This is a genomic window from Actinoplanes sp. TFC3, assembly GCF_001553785.1.
GTDB lineage: Bacteria > Actinomycetota > Actinomycetes > Mycobacteriales > Micromonosporaceae > Actinoplanes.
This window is the reverse complement of record NZ_LOJP01000001.1, coordinates 378,720-401,286: the sequence shown is the minus strand read 5'-3', so window position 1 is coordinate 401,286 and position 22,567 is coordinate 378,720. Positions and strand designations below refer to the sequence as shown.

At 68.6% G+C, this 22,567-nt stretch carries 18 protein-coding genes; 4 read left to right on the top strand and 14 right to left on the bottom strand.

Annotated elements, in window-relative coordinates; genetic code table 11:
• Positions 1-1,395: 1,395 nt before the first annotated feature.
• Positions 1,396-1,746 carry a hypothetical protein gene (locus TFC3_RS01815; RefSeq protein WP_067494694.1) on the top strand — a complete coding sequence of 117 codons (351 nt, stop codon included), beginning with the start codon at positions 1,396-1,398 and terminating at the stop codon, positions 1,744-1,746.
• A gap of 501 nt (positions 1,747-2,247) precedes the next feature.
• Here the strand turns inward: TFC3_RS01815 and TFC3_RS01810 are convergent.
• The 5 genes from TFC3_RS01810 to tmk form a co-directional block, all read right to left on the bottom strand.
• On the bottom strand, positions 2,248-2,850 hold the full coding sequence (locus TFC3_RS01810) for a hypothetical protein (protein WP_067494691.1): 603 nt from the start codon (positions 2,848-2,850) through the stop codon (positions 2,248-2,250).
• Positions 2,850-3,158 (bottom strand): type VII secretion target, encoded by a 309-nt coding sequence (locus TFC3_RS01805; RefSeq protein ID WP_067494689.1) that lies wholly within the window; start codon positions 3,156-3,158, stop codon positions 2,850-2,852. Before TFC3_RS01805 ends, TFC3_RS01810 begins: the two co-directional genes overlap by 1 nt.
• Positions 3,158-3,484, bottom strand: a complete 327-nt coding sequence (locus TFC3_RS01800; RefSeq protein WP_067494686.1) for a YbaB/EbfC family nucleoid-associated protein — start codon at positions 3,482-3,484, stop codon at positions 3,158-3,160. Before TFC3_RS01800 ends, TFC3_RS01805 begins: the two co-directional genes overlap by 1 nt.
• Before the next feature lie 121 nt (positions 3,485-3,605).
• Complete coding sequence (locus TFC3_RS01795; RefSeq protein ID WP_067494683.1) at positions 3,606-4,799, bottom strand: DNA polymerase III subunit delta'; 1,194 nt, start codon at positions 4,797-4,799, stop codon at positions 3,606-3,608.
• A 4-nt stretch (positions 4,800-4,803) separates the two neighbouring features.
• Entirely contained in the window at positions 4,804-7,155 is a 2,352-nt protein-coding gene (gene tmk, locus TFC3_RS01790; RefSeq protein ID WP_369819662.1) for a dTMP kinase, read from the bottom strand.
• Positions 7,156-7,394: 239 nt separating this feature from the next.
• Between tmk and TFC3_RS01785 the strand changes: the two genes are divergently transcribed.
• Positions 7,395-8,600: an amino acid deaminase/aldolase gene (locus TFC3_RS01785; protein ID WP_067494680.1), complete on the top strand. Its 1,206-nt coding sequence runs from the start codon at positions 7,395-7,397 to the stop codon at positions 8,598-8,600.
• A gap of 10 nt (positions 8,601-8,610) precedes the next feature.
• Here the strand turns inward: TFC3_RS01785 and TFC3_RS01780 are convergent, their stop codons facing one another.
• On the bottom strand, positions 8,611-9,240 hold the full coding sequence (locus TFC3_RS01780) for a TetR family transcriptional regulator (RefSeq protein WP_067494677.1): 630 nt from the start codon (positions 9,238-9,240) through the stop codon (positions 8,611-8,613).
• Positions 9,241-9,395: 155 nt separating this feature from the next.
• Between TFC3_RS01780 and TFC3_RS01775 the strand changes: the two genes are divergently transcribed.
• Complete coding sequence (locus TFC3_RS01775) at positions 9,396-10,685, top strand: D-arabinono-1,4-lactone oxidase (protein WP_067494675.1); 1,290 nt, start codon at positions 9,396-9,398, stop codon at positions 10,683-10,685.
• A 23-nt stretch (positions 10,686-10,708) separates the two neighbouring features.
• Here the strand turns inward: TFC3_RS01775 and TFC3_RS36680 are convergent, their stop codons facing one another.
• The 8 genes from TFC3_RS36680 to TFC3_RS01740 form a co-directional block, all read right to left on the bottom strand.
• Positions 10,709-11,359 (bottom strand): hypothetical protein, encoded by a 651-nt coding sequence (locus TFC3_RS36680; RefSeq protein WP_153040061.1) that lies wholly within the window; start codon positions 11,357-11,359, stop codon positions 10,709-10,711.
• Between the two features lie 2 nt (positions 11,360-11,361).
• On the bottom strand, positions 11,362-12,063 hold the full coding sequence (locus TFC3_RS01770; RefSeq protein WP_082771810.1) for a Panacea domain-containing protein: 702 nt from the start codon (positions 12,061-12,063) through the stop codon (positions 11,362-11,364).
• A gap of 121 nt (positions 12,064-12,184) precedes the next feature.
• The gene (topA, locus tag TFC3_RS01765) at positions 12,185-15,004 is read right to left on the bottom strand and encodes a type I DNA topoisomerase (RefSeq protein ID WP_067494669.1); all 2,820 of its coding nucleotides are present in this window, start codon (positions 15,002-15,004) and stop codon (positions 12,185-12,187) included.
• 199 nt (positions 15,005-15,203) lie between these two features.
• A complete protein-coding gene (locus tag TFC3_RS01760) occupies positions 15,204-15,887 on the bottom strand; it encodes a hypothetical protein (protein ID WP_236717936.1) in 684 nt (227 codons plus the stop codon).
• A gap of 89 nt (positions 15,888-15,976) precedes the next feature.
• Positions 15,977-16,507 carry a hypothetical protein gene (locus tag TFC3_RS01755; protein WP_067494666.1) on the bottom strand — a complete coding sequence of 177 codons (531 nt, stop codon included), beginning with the start codon at positions 16,505-16,507 and terminating at the stop codon, positions 15,977-15,979.
• 74 nt (positions 16,508-16,581) lie between these two features.
• Positions 16,582-18,948: a sodium-translocating pyrophosphatase gene (locus TFC3_RS01750; RefSeq protein WP_067494663.1), complete on the bottom strand. Its 2,367-nt coding sequence runs from the start codon at positions 18,946-18,948 to the stop codon at positions 16,582-16,584.
• A gap of 349 nt (positions 18,949-19,297) precedes the next feature.
• On the bottom strand, positions 19,298-19,738 hold the full coding sequence (locus TFC3_RS01745; RefSeq protein WP_067494661.1) for an ATP-binding protein: 441 nt from the start codon (positions 19,736-19,738) through the stop codon (positions 19,298-19,300).
• Positions 19,735-20,097, bottom strand: a complete 363-nt coding sequence (locus TFC3_RS01740) for an STAS domain-containing protein (RefSeq protein ID WP_067494658.1) — start codon at positions 20,095-20,097, stop codon at positions 19,735-19,737. Before TFC3_RS01740 ends, TFC3_RS01745 begins: the two co-directional genes overlap by 4 nt.
• Before the next feature lie 129 nt (positions 20,098-20,226).
• On the opposite strand from TFC3_RS01740, the gene TFC3_RS01735 reads away from it, so the two are divergent.
• Positions 20,227-22,560: a DEAD/DEAH box helicase gene (locus tag TFC3_RS01735; RefSeq protein ID WP_067505735.1), complete on the top strand. Its 2,334-nt coding sequence runs from the start codon at positions 20,227-20,229 to the stop codon at positions 22,558-22,560.
• The last annotated feature ends 7 nt before the right edge of the window (positions 22,561-22,567 follow it).

Sequence of the window (22,567 nt, the reverse complement as noted above, 5' to 3'; positions counted from 1 at the left end):
GATGGCCTTGCCGGGCCTGATCTTGGGCAGGAAATTCGCTGGGCCGCGCGTCGCCGACGTGGTTTCGCCACGGTCGGAGCCCTCGGCGCGCTAGGCGTGCTCGCGGTCCCGTTCCCCGCCGATGCCGCCCCCGCCTCCTGCAAGCAAGCCGAACGCTACGCAGCCCAATCCGGCAGTCAAATACTACAAATCACCTCATCCGGTACGCCCAAAGCGCTCGGTGCATCCCCAGCCCCTGGCACTTCCCAAGCCTCCGGGTCACCGCACAGCTCCGTTGCGCCGCAAGCCTCCGGCACTTCCCAAGCCGCAGTTGCGCCGCAAGACTCTGGTGTATCCCAGGCTCACGTTGGCCAAGTCGAGTCGGCGCTGGTCGGCACCACCAAGGTCAACTCAGCCGCCGCGGCCCGCATGCTCGACACCGCCGCCGATCCCGGCCTGACCGCCACCTTGCTCCAACAAGCACCGCCAACCAACAAAACGCCGGCCAAGCGATCAACTCCCAGTGGAACATCCGGCCCCATTCGGCTGGGCCCCGGCACCCTGACTTCGCACGCCCAATGGCACCCAGGCATGGCCTGTGGTGTGACAGCCGGTGAGGTGACCCGGGCTACAGCTCACTTGAGTGACGCTTCGCTGGTAGCTGAGGGTGACCTGCCGATAGTGAGAGTACCCACAGTGGAGAGTACGAGCGTTACGGAGATGAACCGGGCGGCTTCGGTTGCTACGGCTGGCTTCTCGGCTCGGCGGGTGGAGTTGCTTGACGGTGCGGTGCAGGTGAAGTTTCTGAAGGCGCCGTCTTTGCGGGCGAGCATGTCTGGTGAGGACGGTGGGGAGGTTCGGTACCTGCCGGCTGTGGTGGAGGTTTCCGGGGCCGGGGTGGAGACGGCTCGCCTTGATACCGGCGGGGATCGGGTTGAGATCTCTCTGCCGGGTGGGTTGGTTGAGGGCGACGGGCCGGGTGGGTTGGTTGAGGACGACGGGCCGGGGGCGAGTTCTGCGGGTGCTTCCAAGGCTGGAGCCGTCGCTTCCTCGGACGGCCTTGATGGACATGCCGGGCGGACCGTTGGCGGGGTTGGCTCTGCGGTGGGTGGCGCGGGATCGAGCAACGGTGGGTCAGGGGAGGCTGGGGCGAGCAGTTCGGGGTCCGGTGACGCGGCGCCGGGTGACCCAGGGGCAGGCAGCTCAGAGGTAGGCAGTTCAGGGGCAGGCAGCTCAGAGACAGGCAGCTCGGGGGCCGGCGACGCGGGAAGTTCGGAGTCGGCGGCGGGTTTGCTGGGGCGGGTGCCGGCTGTCGGGGAAGTCATGGCTGATGGAGACGAGGCGTTGCTTCCGGTCGTACCGGATGCGCCTGAGGTTGCAGAGCCCCCGACGGAGAGCGCTCCGGCGGGTGCGACCATGACGATTGCGCTTGGTGACGTTCGGCAGGCGTCGCGCGATCACGCGATTGCGGCTCGGGCGACTGCGTTGTCGGTGACCATTGCGGAGGGTGAGAGCGGAACCCGTGGCAAGCCCGGTTACTCCCCCAGCCGAGTACTCAACTTCGACCTTGGTGTCATGGAAGCGGCCGCCGTGTCCCCGGAACCAGCCGGCAGCGCAACGCCGGGGGACGTTTCGGACGCGTCGGCGGGGGCGGGCGGCGGATTGCCGATCACCGGGCCGCGGCTGGACGTTCTGGCGCTGAGCGGGCTGGCCCTGCTCGTCGCCGGGGCCGCCGCCGTGTTCCTCGGACGCCGAAGCCGCTTCTGATGACCTCCGCCCACGCGCGCAAGAACGAGCGGACGCCCACGTCCGCGACAACGGGCAGGCACCCGCGTGAGCGAGAAAGAGCGGCCCGTCCCGGTGGTTTGAAGGGCCAGGCGGGCCGGGGGGCCAGCTAAGCAGGCTGTCCTGGTTCGACCGTGTGGCCCATTCCTGGCCGAAGACGGTGACAAGGCGCGGCTATGGGCATTGAGTACTAGCTATACCTGCGGGGGGGTGCAGGAGGTGGCGGCGCCGCAACTGGGACCGAGTTCCCGCGTGCGGCGCCGCAGCCACTTCCGGCCAGGCGTCGAGTTCGGCAAGCAGCGCTCAGTAGCTAGCAGCAACGCTCAGCGAAAGCCCCAGCGCCAGCGCCAGCGCCAGCGCCAGCGCCAGCGAAGCAGGCAGGGCTTTGGAGCGAGCAGCACCGCACATCACGCAGCACCGCCCATCACGCAGTAACCAGCGCCCTCACCAACCCCTCAAGCGCCGCCCCAGCCCAGCACCACCTCACGCAGCCACCCGCAGTTCCCGCGACGCGCGTACCAAATCGTCGGCCTGGTCGTAAGCGTCCCCCACCACCTGCAAGATCTGACTAGCGAGTTTTGCCGCTGCCTCGATCTCGTCGTCTGAGGCCAGGCTCGCCGCGTTCCCGGTCAGCGCCACTGCCTCCACCGAGGCAAGCGCCGCAACCAAAGTCATGGCCAGCTTGGCCTGGGTGTCCCGCATCCACGTGATCAGCGAATCAGCCAATCGCGCCGTGGCGTGCAGGCGCGAGCCGAGGCTGTCCGGGGTTCCGCTTACCTGATCGGCAACGGTCAGGCGTGTGCGGTCGTAGGCTTCGGCCGCCTCCCCTGCCCATTCGCCGGGGCCCGGTAGTGAGCCGGCCAGCGCCGTGCATGTGTCTGCGGCAGCTTGCAGGTCCGGCGGGGCTTCAGCGAGGTCGGCCGGGCGGAGGGCGGCTACGGCGTGCACCGCATCCCCCGGGAGTAGCCGGACGCGGCGGAGTTCGGTCCATACTGCGTGGTCGGGTGGCGCTCCGGTTGTGCGCAGGATGGTGTCCACGCGGCGGATGAGGGGGGTGGCCGTACCCAGTACGTCGTCGAGGGTCATCAATCGGCCCGGTTCAGGCGACGGATCCGGTGGGCGGTTTCGTCGTCGGTTTGGTCGTAGGTTTGCGCGGTTGTTTCTATTGCCGCGGTCAGTTCGGTCAGCCGGGTGGTCAGGGTGCTGGCTTCCTGCGAACGCGCCTCGAGAACCTCGGTCCATAAGTCGTGCAGCCGTTTGCCCAGCTTGCCTGGCACGCCGCCGTGGTGGTCCGCGCCAAAAGCGTGTGGCGACACCGCGTGACCCGGCAGCGTACGTTCCACTGTGATCAGCTGATCGGTAATGGTCTCCAGCGCCCGTACGACCTCGATCATCACAGCTCTCCCAAAGCCCGGAAGGCGCCGAAGATCTCTCCGTGCAATTTCTCGCGCGCCCAGCGGGCCGCGTCAGCCGCATCCACGATCACCGCCTGCACCTCCCTGGCCAGGTCAGATGGGCTCCGATGCTGCAGGGAGCCACGAATGTGTACGTCAGTGATGTCGCCGGCGGCGGTCACCAGCACCTCGACCGTGTCGTCCGGGGAGTGCACCGTCACGACGTGGGCCTTGACCGCTTGGTCGAACTCCGCGCGCAACGCGTCCAAGCGCCGGTAGCGCTCGATGGCCTCGTCGATCCACGCCTCGTCGATCTCGCGGGGCATCCGTCGGCTCCTTACCGCGCGTACCGCATTGATTGCGTTACGGCACCGAACCGTACCCGGTGCAAGGAGCGGGACGCATCCGTCTCGGCGTCCGATGTGGATTAAATCTGACAGTTGGCGTTCAGCCGCGCCACAGGCCGAGCATCATCGCTTCCACCGCGATCTTGGGCTTGACGTTCTGCTCGATGGCTTCACGGCAGGCCAGCACCGCTTCCAGGCGTCGCAGCGTGCTCTCGGGCGACCACTTTTCCGCCGCAGCAGCCGACTGGGCAGCGGTGTCGGTGTGCACGACGCCCACCGGTGCGCGCCATGAGGTAATCAAGACATCCCGGTAGAAGCCCGCGAGGTCGACCAGCGCCCGGTCGAGCGAGTCGCGCTGCGCCCGGGTCAGCCGGGACTTTTGCCGCTTCTCAAGGTCCTTGATCTGACCTGCGGCACCACGCATGGCACCGGTGGCACCCCGGCCGGTGCCGCCCGCGCCAAGAGCCTGTTCGAGGGCGGCCCGCTCAGCTCCATCGGACTCCACGGACGCCGCGCTGGCTTCCGCCTCGGCCGCCTCGATCAGGGCCGAGGCGGCCTCGAAGCACGCTCCCACCCCGGTGAGGCGGCGCGGCACGGCGAGCACCGCCTCACGACGGGTTCGAGCATCCGCATCTCCGGCCAGCCGCTTGGCCCGGCCGACATGGCCCTGGGCTGCCGCCGCTGCCCATGCTGCGGTGTCGGGGGCGACGCCGTCACGGCGTACCAGAACCTCGGCTACGGCCTGGGCCGGCGGCTGCCGCAACGCTACGACGCGACAGCGCGACCGGATGGTCACCGAGATGTCGTCCGGGTGCGTGGACGGCGTGCAGAGCAGGAACACCGTGCGGGGCGGGGGCTCCTCGATCGCCTTGAGCAGGGCGTTGCCAGCCGCCTCGGTGAGCCGGTCGGCGTCCTCGATCACCACGGCCTGCCAGCGACCGCCAGTGGGGGCGCTGCTGGCTCGCAGGACGAGCGCGCGCATCTCGTTGACGCTGATCGACAAGCCTTCGGGTGCCACGAACCGGATGTCGGCGTGAGTGCCGCCGAGCGCGGTGTGGCAGCCGTGGCACTCGCCGCAACCGATGCCGCCGCGCTGACACTGCAGAGCTGCGGCAAACGCGCGGGCGGCGACGGAGCGGCCGGAGCCGGGCGGGCCGGTGAAGATCCACGCGTGGGTCATCGCGCCGGTGCCCGCGCCGGTGTCTCCGGTGACGATGCGGGCCGCGGCCGCGGCGGCCCGGGTCAGCGTCTCGACGGCCTCGTCCTGCCCGACCAGGTCGGCGAACACACTCATGGCGTCAATTCTCGCTCGTTCCCCGCTTGTCGCCCAGCCCGCCCGGATCCTCGCCCGCCGGAAGCACCTGAGTGGCGTCAGGCCCAGGAGGGGGAGAAGCAGGGGAGGAGGGCAGGACTTGGGTACGGTCAGAAGCTGGCGCCCCAGCGGGCAAAATTACCGACGTCTCATCCGGCGAAGCCCCCGCCCGCACCACAACAGTCGGATCAGCATCCCCCGCGCGCACCACAACGGTTGGATCAGCAGCACCCGCCTGCATCGTCACAGTTGAATCGGCGGCAGAGGGACGCAGCACCATGGTCGGGTCGGCGGCGGACGTCATGAGGTCGGGTGCGTTCAGATCCACCCCGGGCGGGGTGTCCGTGACATCGGGGGCAGCATGATGCTCCTCCCCTGCGATCAGCGCAGTGATCCGGGTCGCCACCGCACTCGCGATCTCCTCGGCCGGGCGCGCCGCGTCCAGCACCAGATAACGCTTCGGGTCTGCGGAGGCCAGGTCCAGGAAGGCGTACCGCACGCGTTCGTGGAAGGCTCGGGATTCGCTTTCGAGCCGGTCCTGACCTGCCCCGCGGGAGTCCACCCGGCCCAGGCCGACGGTGGGGTCGACGTCGAGCAGCACCACGAGGTCGGGTTTGAGGCCGCCGGTCGCCCATGAGGACAGCCAGGAGATCTCCTGCACCGGCAGTGTCCGGCCGGCGCCCTGGTACGCCAGGGACGAGTCGACGTATCGGTCACTGATCACTACGGCGCCGCGGGCGAGCGCTGGACGTACCACTGTTGCCACGTGATGGGCCCGATCCGCGGCATACAGCAGGGCTTCTGCTCGGGGTGACGGCGCGTCAGCGTCGGTGTCTTTCGTGAGCACCAGGCTGCGGATGCGTGCGCCCACGTCGGTTGCGCCCGGCTCGCGGGTCACCACGACGTCCTCGCCCGCGGCGATCAGGGTTTCGGACAACCGGGTGACCTGCGTCGACTTGCCGGCTCCTTCGCCACCTTCGAAGACCACGAAGATTCCGGTACGAGCAAAGGGTTCCACCGGCGACAGCGGCCGCCCCCGGATCGCGCCCCACAGGTCGGCCAGGACCGGTACGCCGTGCTTGTCGTCCATCTGGCGGAAGGCGGTCACCCCGGACCAGATGCCGCCCAGCCCAGCGACCAGCAGCAGGACCCGGGTGGACGAGATGTCGAACGAGACACCGCCCAGGTGAACCGTGCGCGAGCTGCCCAGGCCGACGAGCAGGCCAGCCAGCGAGATGGCCAGCAGCAGGACCAGGCGGGCACCGATCTGGACAACCGCGAACACGCGGCCGCGTACCTCGTCGTTTACCTGGCCGCCCAGCAGCGTGACGCCGGCGAGGAACGCCATGCCCGCGCCAGCGCCGACGAAAAGCGCGCCGAACAAGGCCATGGACAGGTGGAACGCCACGGACAGGAAGGCCACCGCGCCGCTGGCGAGCACCAGGCTGATGCCGAACCAGCGCCGCCGGGAGAGTTCCTTGACGATGGCCGGGCCGGCGCCGATGCCGATCGCCAGGCCGATGAACAGGGTGGCGAAGAGCAGGTAGAACGCGGCGTCGCCGGCGCCCAGGGAGGCGGTGAAGAAGCGGGCCGTGCCGACCACGATGCCGGCCCCGGCGAAGGCTCCGAAGATGCCGAGGACCAGTCCCCGTACGAACGGAGTGGTCCCGATGTAACGCCAGCCCTCGACGAACTGCCGGAACATGCTCTGCTCGGCGTTTTTCTGCTGGCGTTCCTGGCGGCCCTCGCTGATCTCCTTGATGCCGAAGAACACCACAGCGGCGGTGGCGGCTCGTGACAGCGCATTGATGTACAGCGCGATCTGCACCGGGGAGGCCCAGGTGGGCAGGCCCCCAACGGGTCCGCGGACCACGCCGTCGAGCGCCGCGAGCACCAGAGCCGCGAGGATGGGTGTGACGCCGTACGTGGTGATCAAGGAAAGTTGGTTTGATGCCTCGAGCCTGCCCTTGGGGATCAGGTTCGGCACCGCGGCTTCCTTGGCCGGGATCCACATCAGCGTGATCGTCTCGCCGATGAAGGTGGCGATGACCGTCCACGTTACGGTGAGGCCGCCGGAGGTGCTGACCAGGGCGACCACGGGGATGGACCCGTACACGATGAAGCGCAGGATGTCGCAGATCACCATCGTGTAGCGCCGGTCGAAGCGGTCGGCCATCACGCCGGCGATCGGGCCGAGGATCAGCGCCGGCAGCAGGCGGATCGCGATCGTGCTGCTGAACGCGCTGCCCTGCGCGACGCTGCCGCTGACCTGCTGTGAGGCGAACAGGGCAGTGGCGAGGATGCCGATCCAGTCGCCGAACGAGGCCACGCTGAGCACGAGCCAGAGCCGGCGGAAGGGTCGGATGCGCAGTACGGAGCGCAGCGCGGCAACCCCGGACAGGTCAACCGGCCCGGCGTCGCGTGGCGTGCTCTTGTCCGTATCGATGACCCCAACCTCCCCGTTGTCCTGCCCGAAGCACTCTAACGGGCGCTCGCAGCTCACCGTGGCTGCGCCCGTCCGGGTAGCACATAAATGAATGTCTTTCGCGTTGCTTCTCGAGCCGATAGGTTGCAAAAGTGATCGCTGAACGCCTGGCATTACAGACGCGGCTGGACCGCGCAACGGCGACCCTGGAGACGCCGCTGGCCGCGGTCGACCTGGCCGCCTTCGACGCCAACGCCGCCGCACTGGCGCTGCGGTCGGCCGGAAAGCCGATCCGGGTGGCCAGCAAGTCGGTACGGGTCCGCGCGCTGCTGGAGCGCGTCCTGCAACGGCCCGAGTGGGCCGGCGTCATGGCGTACACGTTGAAAGAGGCCATCTGGCTGGTGCGCACCGGCGTGAGCGACGACGTGCTGGTCGGCTATCCGACCGTGGACCGCACCGCGATCGCCGAGCTCACCGGCGACCCGCAACTGGCCGCCGCGATCACCCTGATGGTGGACAGCACGGCCCACCTCGACGTGGTCGATGCGGTAACGCATCCGCGCCGGCGCCCCGACGTACGGATCTGCCTCGAACTCGACGCCTCGTGGCGCCCTTCCGGGCCGATGCACATCGGGGTCCGCCGCTCCCCCGTCCACTCCGCCGCGCAGGCCGGTGAGCTGGCCCGCCGCCTGGTCGCGCGGCCCGGCTTCCGGCTCGTCGGCATGATGGCGTACGAGGCCCACATCGCCGGTGTCGGCGACAAGCCACCCGGCCAGGCCCTGCGCGCCCGGGCGATCCGGGTGATGCAGCGCCGGGCACTGCCCGAGCTGCTCCGCCGTCGCATGGCCGCCGTCCGGGCGGTCCGGCAGCACGCCGACCTGGAGTTCGTCAACGGCGGCGGCACGGGCAGCCTCGCCCTCACCGCCGCGGACCCCTCGGTCACCGAGCTCACCGCTGGCTCCGGGCTGATGGGTCCCACTTTGTTCGACGCCTACCGGGCGTGGCAGCCCACCCCGGCGACCTTCTTCGGCCTGTCGGTGGTCCGCCGCCCGGCCCCGAGGATCGCCACGGTGCTCGGCGGCGGCTGGATTGCCTCCGGTCCCACCGGCCCGTCCCGCCAGCCCACTCCGTGGCTCCCGGCCGGCCTGCGCTTCCGCGCCGACGAGGGCGCCGGCGAGGTGCAGACCCCGCTGGTCGGTCCGGCCGCCGACGAGCTGCGTCCCGGCGACCGGGTGTGGTTCCGTCACGCCAAGGCCGGCGAGCCCTGCGAGCACGTCAATGAGGTGCACCTCATCGACGGCGACACGGCGGCGCCAGCCCCGACGTACCGGGGAGAGGGGTATGCGTTCCTCGGTTGACCGGCGTGGGTCAGGCCTGCACGTGACGGTGCAGGTATTCCCTGATCAGCGCCTTGGCCTCGATCAGCACGGCCTCGTCGCCGGTCACCTCACGCCGGAACGCGAGCTTGATCAGCGCGTCCGCCGACTCGACCGCGATCAGCAGCGCGAACCGCAGCCGAGCCCGGTCGATCAGCTGGAACTGCTCGACCAGCAGCTCGGCCAGCCGGTCACCGATGACGGCGTTGTTGTCCCGCTCGGCGTCGAGCAGGTGCAGGTCCACCACGTCGCCGAAGTGCAGCGTGCGGAAGCCGGGCACGCTGCGGTGCATGTGGATGTACGCATCGATCGCCGCGTCAACGCCGTCCCACCAGTGGGCGAACGTCTCGTTGGCGAAGCGCGCGGACAGGCTCTGCAGGTAAGCGTCCATGTTACGCATGGCCAGGGCCTGCACGATGGCCCGCTTGTCGGGGAAGAACTGGTAGACCGAGCCGATGGCTACTTCGGCGCGTTCGGCCAGCAGGGTGGTGGTCAGGCCCTCGTACCCGACCTCATCGACCAGCTCGGCGCAGGCATCGAGCATGCGCTGAACCCGGGCAACGCTTCTGCCCTGCACCGGTACGCGCCGCAGCGGTCCGGTGGTGACGGTTGGTGTCGACACGCGTCGCCACTCCCTCTCAGCAGTGATAATCGGAACGTTACTCGGATCAACGAGCGAGGGGCATCGACGGGACGCCAACGTCACCCGGCATTACCGGTTTTGTGCGACTGTCCGTTCATCCCCTCTCGCCCCCTCCCCCCGACAGGACCCCTCGCGTGACTGATCTGACCTGGCGCAACTGGGGCGGCAACCAGCATTCCCACGCCGCGAACGTTCTCACCCCCGGCACCGTGGACGAGGTATCGGCCCTGGTCAAGGAGGCAATGGCCACAGGCCGAAAGGTCAAAGCGATAGGAAGCGGCCACTCCTTCACCGCAATCGCGGTGGCCGACGACCAGCGCGTGGTGCTGAGCCGGCTCAACCGTTTGGTGTCGGTGGAGGGAAATCTGGTCACCGTCGAGGCGGGCATGCCGCTGCACCAGCTCAACGAGGTGCTGGCCAAGCTGGGGCTGGCCATGCCCAACCTGGGCGACATCGACCAGCAGACCATTGCCGGAGCCATTTCGACGGGTACGCACGGCGCTGGGGCCAAGCACTCCACGCTCGCCTCCGTGGTCGAGGCGGTCACCCTGGTCACCGGCACGGGCGAGGTGCTGCACATCGACTCGGCATCACCGCTGTTCCCGGCGGCCCGGCTCAGCCTTGGTGCGCTGGGCATCCTGGTCGAGGTGACGCTGCGCTGCGTACCGGCGTTCTACCTGCTGGCCGACGAGCGCCCGATGCCGCTGGCCGAGGTGCTGAGGGGCCTGCCGTCGGAGATCGAGAGCAACGAGCACCTCGAGTTCTACTGGTATCCGTACACCGACCGTGCGCAGCTCAAGCGCAACAACAAGGTCGAGGTGGCCGACCGCCCGCTGCCCGGCCTGCGCACCTGGCTGGACGAGGAGTTCCTGTCGAACACGGTCTTCGAGGGCGCGTGCCGCCTGGGCCAGAAGATCCCCGCAATGGTCCCGGCAATCAGCGCAGTCGCGGCCAGAGCACTGACCGCCCGTACGTACACAGCCCGCTCGGACCGGGTCTTCTGCACCACCCGCCGAGTTCGCTTCGTGGAGATGGAATACGAAATCCCCCGCGAACACCTCCCCGAAGTGCTGGCCACCCTGCCCCGCATCATCGAAACCCTGCCGTTCAAAATCCAGTTCCCCGTCGAGGTCCGCTTCACCGGCCCCGACGACATCTGGCTGTCCCACGGCTACGGCCGCGACTCCGCATATGTGGCGATCCACCAGTACTCGGGCACGCCCTACGAGCCTTACTTCCGCGCCTTCGAAGCGGTGTGCGAGCCGCTGGGAGGCCGGCCGCACTGGGGCAAAATGCACTATCGGAACGCGGAGTCCCTGCGTCGCGCCTACCCCAAATTCAACGACTTCCTAGCGGTACGAGACCAGCTCGACCCAGCCCGAGTCTTCACCAACGCCTACTTGCACCAGGTCCTCGGCGACTAGCTGCACTCGTTCAGCAGAACTCGTCACGACGGTCTAGGAAATCTGCGAATGGACGCCGTTGCTGAGGCATGCCGCAGATACGCCACGAAGGTCGCCGGCGACATCACTCGGCTGTGCTTTCGCAACCTCCCTTTACTGTAGAACTGCAAAAACTCCCGGTCGCGCGTCACGCAGTAGACTCGCGCCAAGCCGTCTATGCCTGTCAGGGTCTGGCAAGCTCCATAGATCAGGCCATCCTCATGATCGAGAGGCGGTTTACCGTCCGTATCTGTGCGGCCGAGAGTGCCGCCGCACTCGTCGGCAAGACCATGGATCAGGTCATCAACCAGGGCCTGACCAGATTTTTTGCTCCAGCCCAGACCACACTCCCCTGATACCGGGTCACGATCGGCGGACTGCACCGCTTTACCTCGCACCATCCTGTCGATATGGCTGGACGTCCAGACCTCGAGCGCCCCCTGTCCGGGGAAGCAGCCCGGCATGGTGACGGCAATCGCGCGCAAAGAATCGAATGCACCATCGATTGGATGCGGCAATGGGACTGCGTTCAGCCTCGCTGACATAGCGAGGAACTTCTCCCAGGTGAATGGTTCGCCCAGGACGCGCGCCACGTCGAGATACACGTTGCAGTCGAACACCACTTGGTGGCGTTGCCCCTCGTCGCTTAATCCCACGATCAGGCACCCGTATCGGCCGGGCGGCGCTCCTCCTCAGTACCCTCGCCGTCGTATCTCGGACCCGGGTCGAGATTCGAGCTGCCCCACGGGTGGTCTCCGGGGTCCGAAAACTCCGGGCCCAGCGATTCAATAAACGCGTCAATATCAGGCGGGACCATAAACCCCGACTCCCACACGTGAATACCGACAGTCGCCAGGAAGGCTGCATTCCTGCCATCAAGGCGACGATGCGAACGGAAGAACTGTGCCATCGACTGCTCACTGATGAGCTCCGCACCGCGAGCACCCTCGGGCAAATCGGCACGTGCTTCCTGCCACGGCAATTCAGTTTTGACGAGCGCTTCCAATTGATCTGCGGAGAGTGAGCCGTAGGTCCGCAGCACCAGCGTCAGCAAATTCGACGCTTCGTCGCTCAAGGCCACCTGTGCCGACTCTCGCAAAATTTGCTGACCGGCCCATCCACCCTGGCGGGCAAGAAGGACGGACGGCAGTACGGGTCCCTCTGGCCACGCTTCGAAGCATTCAGCGAATAGCGGCTCATCGGTGATCGCTAGCTTCCACGCTTGAGCGTAGAACAAGAGCTTCTGGACGCTCATAACGTCGATCCAAGGGCCAGACCGGGCGATGATCACAGCAGCCACGTCATCGGCCCGCAGCATGTGATCACCCCGCTCGATTGGTCGCACAGCTTCAACCAGCATGGCACACACTCCTCAGCTAGCCAGGACTGCCGGGAATCGGCAGCGCCCTACTTACCGAGCACAAGACTACTAGTCGCGCAACAAGTCGTCACGCCCTTCGATGTGCCAACTTGGCAGGCGACTACTCGGCCGAGGCGGCGGCCTTTGCCGGGGCAGCCTTTTTGGCAGCCGCCTTCTTGGCTGCGGGCGCCCCGTTCACAGCCTTGGCCGCCGTGGCTTTCTTGGCCGGCGCCTTCTTAGCCGTGGCCTTGGTTGCAGCCTTCTTGGCCGGCTCGGCTGTCTTCTTCGCCGCGGCCTTCTTGGTTGCCTTCTTCTTCGGCGCCGGACCCTTGGCTCGCTTCTCCGCCAGCATCTCGGAGGCCTGTTCGAGGGTCAGTTCCTCCGGCGTCTGCCCACGCCGCAGCGATGCGTTGTACTCGCCGTCGGTTACGTACGGGCCGAAGCGGCCGTCCTTGATCACCAGCGGGTTCTGGGTCGCCGGGTCGGGGCCCATCTCGCGCAGCGGCGGGGCTGCTGCTCGGCGCTGGCGGGTCTTGGGTGCCGCCAGCAGGGCCAGGGCCTCGTCGAGGGTGACCGTGAACAGCTTTTCTTCGCTGTCCAGCGAGCGGTAGTCGGTGCCGCGTTTGACGTACGGGCCGTAGCGGCCGTTGGCGGCGCTGATCTCGGCACCCTCGGGGTCGGTGCCGAGGATGCGGGGCAGGGTGAGGAGCTTGAGGGCTTCGTCGAGGGTCAGCGTGTCCGGGGTCTGGTTGCGGAACAGCGAGGACGTGCGCTCGCCGGCTTGGACGTACGGGCCGTAGCGGCCGGACTTGACCTGGACCTCGTCGCCGTTGGCCGGGTCCTGGCCGAGGATGCGCTCGCCACCACCGCCGAGGAAGAGCTCGTCGACCTTCTCCCGGGTGAGCTCGTCGGGAGCCACGCCCTCGGGGATCGAGACGCGGTCGTCGGCTGACTCCTCGGTGGCTTCCGGGAGCTGGCGCTGCAGGTAGGGGCCGTAGCGACCGACGCGGACGACGACGTTGCGTCCTTCGTCATCGGTGTAGAGCGGGATGGAGTTGACCGAGCGCGCGTCGATGGCGCTGAGGTTCTCGGTCACCATCTTCTTCAGGCCGCCGGCTCGGGCGATGGCGTCCTCGGCGCTGGCGGTCTCGCTACCGAAGTAGAAGGACGTGAGGAAGTCCAGCGACGCGTGGTCGCCACCGGCGATGTCGTCGAGCCTGCTTTCCATGGCGGCGGTGAAGTTGTAGTCGACCAGGCGCGGGTAGTGGCCTTCGAGTAGCCCGATGACCGCGAACGCCAGGAAGGACGGGATCAGCGCCTGACCGCGCTTTTCCACGTACCCCCGGTCCTGGATTGTTCGCATGATCGACTCGTAGGTCGACGGGCGGCCGATGCCCAGCTCCTCCAGCGCCTTGACCAGCGACGCCTCGGTGTAGCGGGCGGGCGGTGAGGTGTGGTGGCCGGCCGCGGCGAGTTCCTCGGCGGTCAGCGGCTGGTCCTTGACCAGGTTGGGAAGGCGACGCTCGGCGTCCTCGGCCTCGGCGTTCTCGTCGTCGGAGGACTCGACGTAGGCGCGCAGGAAGCCGGGGTCGGTGATCGTCTTACCGGTCGCCGCGAAGTCCGCCTCCTCCCCCGCGGTGGAGGTGGCGCGGATGCGGATGGAGACCGAGTTGCCGACCGCGTCGGTCATCTGGGAGGCGATCGTGCGGCGCCAGATCAGCTCGTACAGCCGGAACTCGTCGGTGGAGAGCTCATTGGCCACCTCGCCGGGGGTGCGGAAATTCTCCCCTGCGGGTCGGATCGCCTCGTGCGCTTCCTGGGCGTTCTTGGCCTTGCCGGTGTAGCGGCGGGGCTGGGTCGGCACGTTGCGCTCGCCGTAGAGCTCGGCGATCTGCCGGCGGGCCGCGGTCAGCGCCGTCTCGGAGAGGTTCACCGAGTCGGTTCGCATGTAGGTGATGTAACCGTTCTCGTACAGCCGCTGGGCCGTGCGCATGGTCTGCGACGAGGAATACCGCAGCTTACGCGCGGCCTCCTGCTGCAGGGTCGAGGTGATGAAGGGCGGGTAGGGCTTGCGCCGGTACGGCTTCTCCTCGACCCGGGTGACCGCGAACGGCCGGTCCTCGAGCCGGGCGGCCAGCCCGCGGGCGCCGTCGCCGTCCAAGTGCACCACCGAGGCGCCGGGGCGCACTTTGCCGGTGTTGGGTTCGAAGTCCTTGCCGGTGGCGATGCGGTCGCCGTCCAGCGCGATCAGTGTGGCGCTGAAGGTGCGGGGGCCCTCGACTTGGCCCTGCACGGCGAGTTGGGCGTTGATGTCCCAGTACTCGGCCGAGCGGAACGCCATGCGCTGCCGCTCGCGTTCGACCACGATGCGAGTGGCGACCGACTGGACCCGGCCCGCGGAGAGCCGGGGCATCACCTTCTTCCAGAGGACCGGGCTGACCTCGTACCCGTAAAGACGGTCGAGGATGCGCCGGGCCTCTTGCGCGTCGACCAGGTCTCGATCGATTTCGCGCGGGTTTGCGACGGCGGCCTGGATGGCCGGGCGGGTGATCTCGTGGAAGACCATCCGCTTGACCGGGACCTTGGGCTTGATCGTTTCGACCAGGTGCCAGGCGATTGCCTCGCCCTCGCGGTCCTCATCGGTGGCCAGCAGGATCTCGTCGACTTCCTTGGCGAGTTTCTGCAGCTTGGCGATCTGCGCCTTGCGGTCGGCGGAGACCACGTAGAGCGCCTGGAAGCCGTTGTCGACGTCGACTCCGAGCCGCGCCCACGACTCGCCCTTGTACTTGGCGGGGACGTCGGCGGCGTTCTTCGGCAGGTCGCGGACGTGGCCGAAGGAGGCCTCGACGACATAGTCGGGGCCCAGGTAGCCGGCGATGGTCTTGATCTTCGACGGGGACTCGACGATGACCAGACGGGTCGTCCTGGCATTGCTCGGCACGGCACTCCCAAACTTCGACTCATGCGCCCGGCCCGTCGCGGACGACGGGCACGCGGACGTTCAACGTAACGCGCCGGACGAGCTCCCATTCCCCGGGCAGGTCAAGAAGTCGGATGGTAACGGCCCGGCCACCGCACGCGTCCGACGGCGTCACCGTACACCGGGAACGTAGCCCCTTGCCGCACACAATCGGGGAAGATCATGCAGTCGCGCCGCCGGGCCACAGCCTCGCCGGGGCCGCATCCGGGCGTTCGCCGACCAGTTCCGCCAGCCGGGCGAGACGCCTGCGACCTGCGATCTCGTACGTCCGGGCGGGCTGAACGGTGCCCGCCAGCCCGACCCGGGTCAGCGCGGCATCGACCGCCTTGTCAAGCGAGGCGTCGGGATCCAGACCGAGGGTGTACCCGTGGCGGGTAGGCGTTCCGGCGGCGGCCACCCACAAGCGCAGCCGCGAGCCGTTGAGAAACAGCTTCCCGGACGGTGGCGGCCAGGCGGTGGCAAGGGCGTTCAACCTGCTGCTGTACGCCGTCCGTACCTCGAAAGCGACGGTCCTCTCGGCTTCCCGCACGGCCGGGTCGGCAGGGGTCGATGGATCTTCGTCGGATTCCTGATCCACGGGTACTGCCGTGAGTTCCGCCACCCGTTCCTCGGGCGGGTTCTCCAGAATCGGGTGCCAGTTGACCACCAGTCCCCGGCCGACAAGCTCCTGAACCAGCACGTGCACCCGCCACGCGGCATCCACGCGTACGGAAACCCGGCCGGTTCCTCCCATTCGTCCGAGCCGGCCGGGACCGGCGAGCAGCCCGGCCAGATCGGCGAGGGAGGGGTCGACCGCTTCGACGCCAAAAACGGACAACTGCTTGCCGCCGGGAGGGGCGGGCACGGCAGTGCGGGGACGGCGTGGATGGACCGGCTCAACCGGCGCGGGCAGGACCTCGCGCGGGATGAGAGGCCATCCGAGCTCCGCCATGGTCAGCGGCACTCGGGGGCTTCGTCGAACGCCTCCTTGAGCTCCACGGACGACAGGTTACTGGTGTCCAGCTCGCTGGCCTGGTATTCGGTGTTAAGCGTCTGCACAACCATGGCGACCTTGGCGTAGAAGTCCTTCGCCGGGCTGGTGGTGAGCGCTTCGATGCCCGAGCGGGCCTTGCCGTAGGCGTCACGCATGGCGCTGAGCGAGGTGGTGAAGCCGTCCGCCACCTTCTTACCGCCGTCGACGTCGGGCACGCCCGCGTCCGCGACGCCCTTGCGCGCCTTCTCGCTGGCGTCCTGCGCCCCGCCGAACAACCGCATCAGGTTTTCCTTGGCCTGACCGGGGGTGGTCGCCACGTTCATCTGCTGCTGGGTGCGGGTGGTCAGGTTGCCGATCTCGGTGCGCCACGGCGCCAGGACCTGACACACGGTAGCGGCCCACGCGCGCGGCGCCGGGCCGCTCGCACACGCACCCAGCGTCACGACGAGCGAGCAAACGAGGAGTAAGGAAAACGTGCGGGCCGTGCGCATGATGTGCAGCGTACGGCCAACGCGCGGCGGAGGGCACCCGGCGAGCGCCGGGTGCCCTCCGCGACCGCTTCCGGTCAGGCGCTGACCCGCTCCGACGGCGAGGCCGGAGACGGTGCCTCGTCGCCCATCGAGATCGGCTTGCGCTTGCTCCACACCACAGCGGCCACGATGATCAGCGCGGCCACGACCGCGATGCTCACCCGCAGCGCGGTGTTCTTGTCGGTGCCCACGCTCCACGCCACCACGGCCGGCGCAATCAGCAGCGAGACCAGGTTCATCACCTTGAGCAGCGGGTTGATGGCCGGGCCGGCGGTGTCCTTGAACGGATCGCCGACGGTGTCACCGATGACCGTGGCGGCGTGCGCGTCGGAGCCCTTGCCGCCGAACGCGCCGTCCTCGACCAGCTTCTTGGCGTTGTCCCACGACCCACCGGAGTTGGCCAGGAACACCGCCATCAGCGTGCCCGCCCCGATCGCCCCGGCCAGGTACGACGCCAGCGCCCCGGCGCCCAGTCCGAACCCGACAGCGATGGGCGCCATGATGGCCAGCAGACCCGGAGTGAGCAGTTCGCGCTGGGCGTCACGGGTGCAGATGTCCACAACTCGCCCGTATTCGGGGCGCTGCGTGCGGTCCATGATGCCCGGGAAGTCGCGGAACTGCCGCCGTACCTCCATCACGACCGCGCCGGCCGAGCGGGAAACCGCGTTGATGGCCAGACCGGAGAAGAGGAACACGACAGCGGCACCGACCAGCAGGCCCACCAGGTTGCGCGGGTTGGAGATGTTGAGCAGCCCGAGCACCTCGGCGCCGATCCGGTCGGCGGAGATGCCGGCGTCGGCAAGCGAGGACTGCAACGTGTTGGTGTACGAACCGAACAGCGCCGTGGCCGCGAGCACCGCCGTCGCGATCGCGATGCCCTTGGTGATCGCCTTCGTGGTGTTGCCGACCGCGTCGAGCTCGGTGAGGATCTGCGCGCCCCGCTCGTCGACCTCGCCGGACATCTCCGCGATGCCCTGCGCGTTGTCGGAGATCGGGCCGAAAGTGTCCATGGCCACGATCACGCCGACGGTGGTCAGCAGGCCGGTGCCGGCGAGCGCCACGGCGAACAGCGACAGCGTGATCGACGAGCCGCCGAGCAGGAACGCACCGTATACACCGGCGCCGATCAGCAACGCGGAGTAGACGGCCGACTCGAGGCCGACGCTGATGCCGGCGAGCACGACGGTGGCCGCGCCGGTCTGCGAGGACTTGCCGATGTCCTGCACAGGGCGCCGCTCGACCTCGGTGAAGTAGCCGGTCAGGGCCTGGATGGCGGCGGCCAGCACGATGCCGATGACCACCGCGCCGATGGCAACGAGCTGCGGATTGCGGCCGCTGGCGACAACTCCGGCGTCCAGCGAGGTGTCGTTGAATCCGGCGAAGGAGTCCGGCAGGTAGATGAAGCTGACGATCGCCACAATGATCGCACTCAGCACCGCGGAGATGTAGAACGCGCGGTTGATGGCGGTCAGTCCGTTGCGGTCGGACGCGCGCAGCCGGGTGATGAACACGCCGACGATCGCGATGACCACGCCGACAGTGGAGACGATCAGCGGGAAGATGAGCCCGTCCTGGCCGAACGCCGCCTGGCCGAGGATCAGCGCCGCGACCAGCGTGACCGCATACGACTCGAACAGGTCGGCGGCCATGCCGGCGCAGTCACCGACGTTGTCGCCCACGTTGTCGGCGATGGTGGCGGCGTTGCGCGGGTCGTCCTCGGGGATGCCCTGCTCGACCTTGCCCACCAGGTCGGCGCCGACGTCGGCGGCCTTGGTGAAGATGCCGCCGCCGACCCGCATGAACATGGCGAGCAGCGCGGCCCCGAAGCCGAAGCCCTCCAGCACCGTCGGGGCGTCCCCGCGGTAGATCAACACGACCAGCGCGCCGCCGAACAGCCCCAGGCCGACGGTGAGAAAGCCGACCACGCCGCCGGTGCGGAAGGCGATGCCCATCGCCTTCTCCCGCCCGCCCGACTCGCCGGCCGCCGCGGCCACCCGCAGGTTCGCCCGGGTGGCCAGCGCCATGCCGGCCCCGCCGATGAACGAGCTGAACAGGGCGCCCACGATGAAGAACAGCGACCGGCCGATCTTCACAGCGGTCTCGTTGTCGCTGTCGCCGTGCACGGGCAGCAGGAACAGCAGGATGACGGCGATCACGACGAAGATCGCCAGCGTCCGGAACTGCCTGATGAGGTACGCCGTAGCGCCCTCCTGCACGGCTCCGGCGATCTCTTGCATGCTCGTCGTGCCCCGGCCGGCCTTGAGCACCGACTGCACGAAGATGGCGGCAAAGGCGAGCGCTACCAGCGCGAACACGATCGCCACGATGATGAACGTGACGTTCGAACTGGACAAGGACCCCCCGCCGCTCTCCGCGGCGAGGGTTGTGGAGCTTCCGGACATCAATGTCCTCCTGTACACCGACCGCGCCGGGCAGCGGACGAGTCTGCCCGGTGCATCCCCGCGGGCGGGGAGACGACGAAACCGGGTCCCGCGGGCCGCGGAACCCAGGAGCAGTAGCTGATTACCGACGTACTGTAATGGGCGAACGTGGTGATGGTCACATACGGGTAGGCCGTATCGTGGTGATGTTCTTCGCTGTGTAAGCGGTTGGCAATCGCCCGGCGAAGGCCCTAAGCTTCGGCGCTCCCGGCGACTTTTCCCATGCGCTGCGCCCAGCGGCGTGATCTTTGCGCCAAACGGCAAACAGGCCGCCGCCCGAGGGGCGACGGCCTGGTGAAGTACGGTTACGTCAGCGGCGGCCGACCGGCCAGACCATCCTGACCTCGGTGCCGGCACCCTCGTCAACCGGGCGGACCTGCAGGTCGTCGACGAAGCCGGCGAGTAGCGCGAAACCCACGCCGGTGGTCAGCGCCTCGTCGGTGAGCGACTCGTCGGCCAGCTCGTCGGGCGGCAACTTGGTCAGGCCGATGCTCGCCTCGATCGGCGCGCGATCGATGACGCGAACCATGTACGAATCCGAGTCGGACATTTCCACCATGACCAGGTCCGGGATGCGGTACTGGTTGTGCAGGGCGACCGCGCGGGTGCAAGCCTCGCCGATGGCCAGGCGAACCTCGTCCAGCAGCTCCTCGGCGACCCCCGCGCGCCGAGCGACCGCAACGCCGACCAGGCGGGCCGTGCGGACATGCACGGGAGCCGGCGAGAAGGACAGCCGTACCGTGGCCATCACGCCGTCGGGGGGTTGTCGCCGGACGACGTCGAGGTGGCCGCTTCGATCGAGGGGTAGATCGGGAACACCTGGTCCAGTGCGGTGATCCGGAAAATCTTGAGCAGCGGCTCCTTGGCGCAGACCAGCCCGAACGTGCCACTCGCGGCGCGCAATCGCTTCAGCGCCCCGACCAGCACGCCGAGACCCGTGGAATCCAGGAAGTCGACGCGAGCCAGATCCACCACGACATGACGCGAACCACCGTCGACCAGCTCGACAAGTCGTTCCCGCAGTCGTGGCGCCGTATAGACGTCGACTTCACCGCCCACGTCGAGCACCGTGTGCTCGCCGACGGTCCGAGTCGTCAGCGACAGCTCCATCGGTCCTCCTCCCAGGCATGCCTGCGATCTCCCCAGCGAATCTAACCACCGCGCGTCACTGCCCGCCGCGTCGCACCCCGCCTCCTACCCGTTTGGGGTTCGAGCCATACCGGTGTCAGAGTGCAGGACGTGACCACGACTGTTCCCGGCATTCCGGCCGCGCGCAGCGGACTGGAGGCACTCGGACCAGCGGAACTACTGCACCGGTTAAGAGCCGGGCGGTCCTCGCCGGAGGAGTCCCCGGTCACCCACATCGAACGCATTGAAGCCCGCATCGGCCGTACGGTGACCTGGCCGCCCTGGGTTCCGCAGGTCCTCCGCGACGCGTACGGATTCGAGCCCTGGGAGCATCAAGCCACCGCCGCCGGGCACGCCCACGCCGGCAACCATGTCGTCATCGCCACCGGCACGGCGTCGGGCAAGTCGCTCGCCTACCAGATGCCGGCGCTGAGCCGGCTCGTGGACGATCCGCGCGCGACAGTGCTCTATCTCTCCCCCACCAAGGCGCTTGCGGCAGATCAACTGCGGACCCTGGTACGTCTGGGCGTCGGCGGTGTGCGGCCGGCCACTTACGACGGTGACACCCCGCGCGAGGAACGCGAGTGGATCCGCCAGCACTCGCGGTTCGTGCTCACCAACCCCGACATGCTGCATCACGCCCTGCTGCCGGCCCACGCCAAGTGGGCGATATTTCTGCGACGCCTGTCGTACGTAGTGATCGACGAATGCCACACCTACCGTGGCGTCTTCGGGTCGCACGTGGCCCACGTGCTGCGACGCCTGCGCCGGCTCGCGGCCCAGTACGGCGGCAACCCCACGTTCGTCCTCGCCTCGGCCACCTCGGGGGATCCGGCCGACGCCGCGGCCCGCCTGACCGGGTTGCCGGTCACCGCGGTCACCGAGGACGCCTCGCCGCGCGGAGCGGTGACGTTCGCGTTGTGGGAGCCGCCGCTGCTGCCCGGCGAGGAACCCGAGCTGCCGCCGACCCGGCGCTCGGCGCTCACCGAGACGGCCGATCTGCTGACGGACGCGGTGGTGGCGGGCACCCGGACGCTGGCCTTCGTCCGCTCCCGCCGCGGTGCCGAGGTGGTCGCCACGATGACCCACCGCTCGCTGGACGAGGTGGTGCCCGGGCTCGGCAAACGCGTCGCGGCGTACCGAGCGGGCTACCTCAAGGAGGACCGCCGGGCGATCGAGCGTGCGCTGCTGTCCGGCGAGCTGCTCGCGCTGGCCTCCACCAACGCCCTCGAACTCGGGGTGGACCTGGTGGGCCTGGACGCGGTGCTGATCTGCGGCTACCCGGGCACCCGGGCATCGCTCTGGCAGCAGGCGGGCCGGGCGGGCCGAGCCGGTGGTGAGGCGCTGGCCGTGCTGATCGCCCGCGACGACCCGCTCGACACGTACCTGGTCCATCATCCCGAGGCGGTGTTCGGCCGGCCCGTGGAAGCCACCGTGCTCGACCCCACCAACCCGTATGTCCTCGGTCCCCAGCTGTGCAGCGCCGCCGCCGAAGCACCGTTGCGGCCGGGCGACCTGGAGTTGTTCGGCGGTGAACCGGCCCGCCAGGCGGTCGAAGCGCTGGCCGCGTCCGGAGCGCTGCGCAAACGCCCGTCGGGCTGGTACTGGACGCACACCGGCCGCCCCGAGGTTGACCTGCGCGGCACCGGCGGCGCCCCGGTCGCGGTGGTGGAATCGGCCACCGGGCGGCTGCTGGGCACGGTCGACCAGGGCTCGTCGCACGCCATGTTGCACCCAGGCGCGGTGTATCTGCACCAGGGCGTGACCTATGTGGTGGACGAGCTCGACCTGGAGGACACGGTTGCGCTGGTGCACGCGGCCAACCCGGACTGGTCAACGCACGCCCGCGACGTCACGGACCTCTCGGTGGTATCCATCCGGAACCGCGTGGACGCCGGCCCGGTGAGCCTGTTCCTGGGCGAGGTCGACGTGACGAACCAGGTGGTGTCGTACCAGCGCCGCCGCATCGGCTCCAACGAAGTGATCGACACCCGGCCGCTGGACCTCCCGCCGCGGCAGCTTCGCACGGTGGCGGTCTGGTTCACGATCACGCCCGAAGCGCTGCTGCGAGCCAAGGTCGAGGCGCCGGACGTACCGGGCGCCCTGCACGCCGCCGAGCACGCCGCCATCGGTTTGCTTCCGCTGATGGCCACCTGCGACCGCTGGGACATCGGCGGCCTCTCAACGGCCAACCACCAGGACACCGAGAGCCCAGCAGTCTTCGTGTACGACGGGCACCCCGGCGGCGCCGGCTTCGCAGAGCGCGCGTACGCCACAGCAGCGGCCTGGCTCTCGGCCACCCGCGAAGCCATCGCAACCTGCACCTGCGAAACCGGCTGCCCCTCCTGCGTCCAATCCCCGAAATGCGGAAACGGCAACAACCCCCTCGACAAACACCGCGCCGTCAACGTGCTCGACGCAGTCCTCACCCACCTCCCCACCTGAGCTGTCA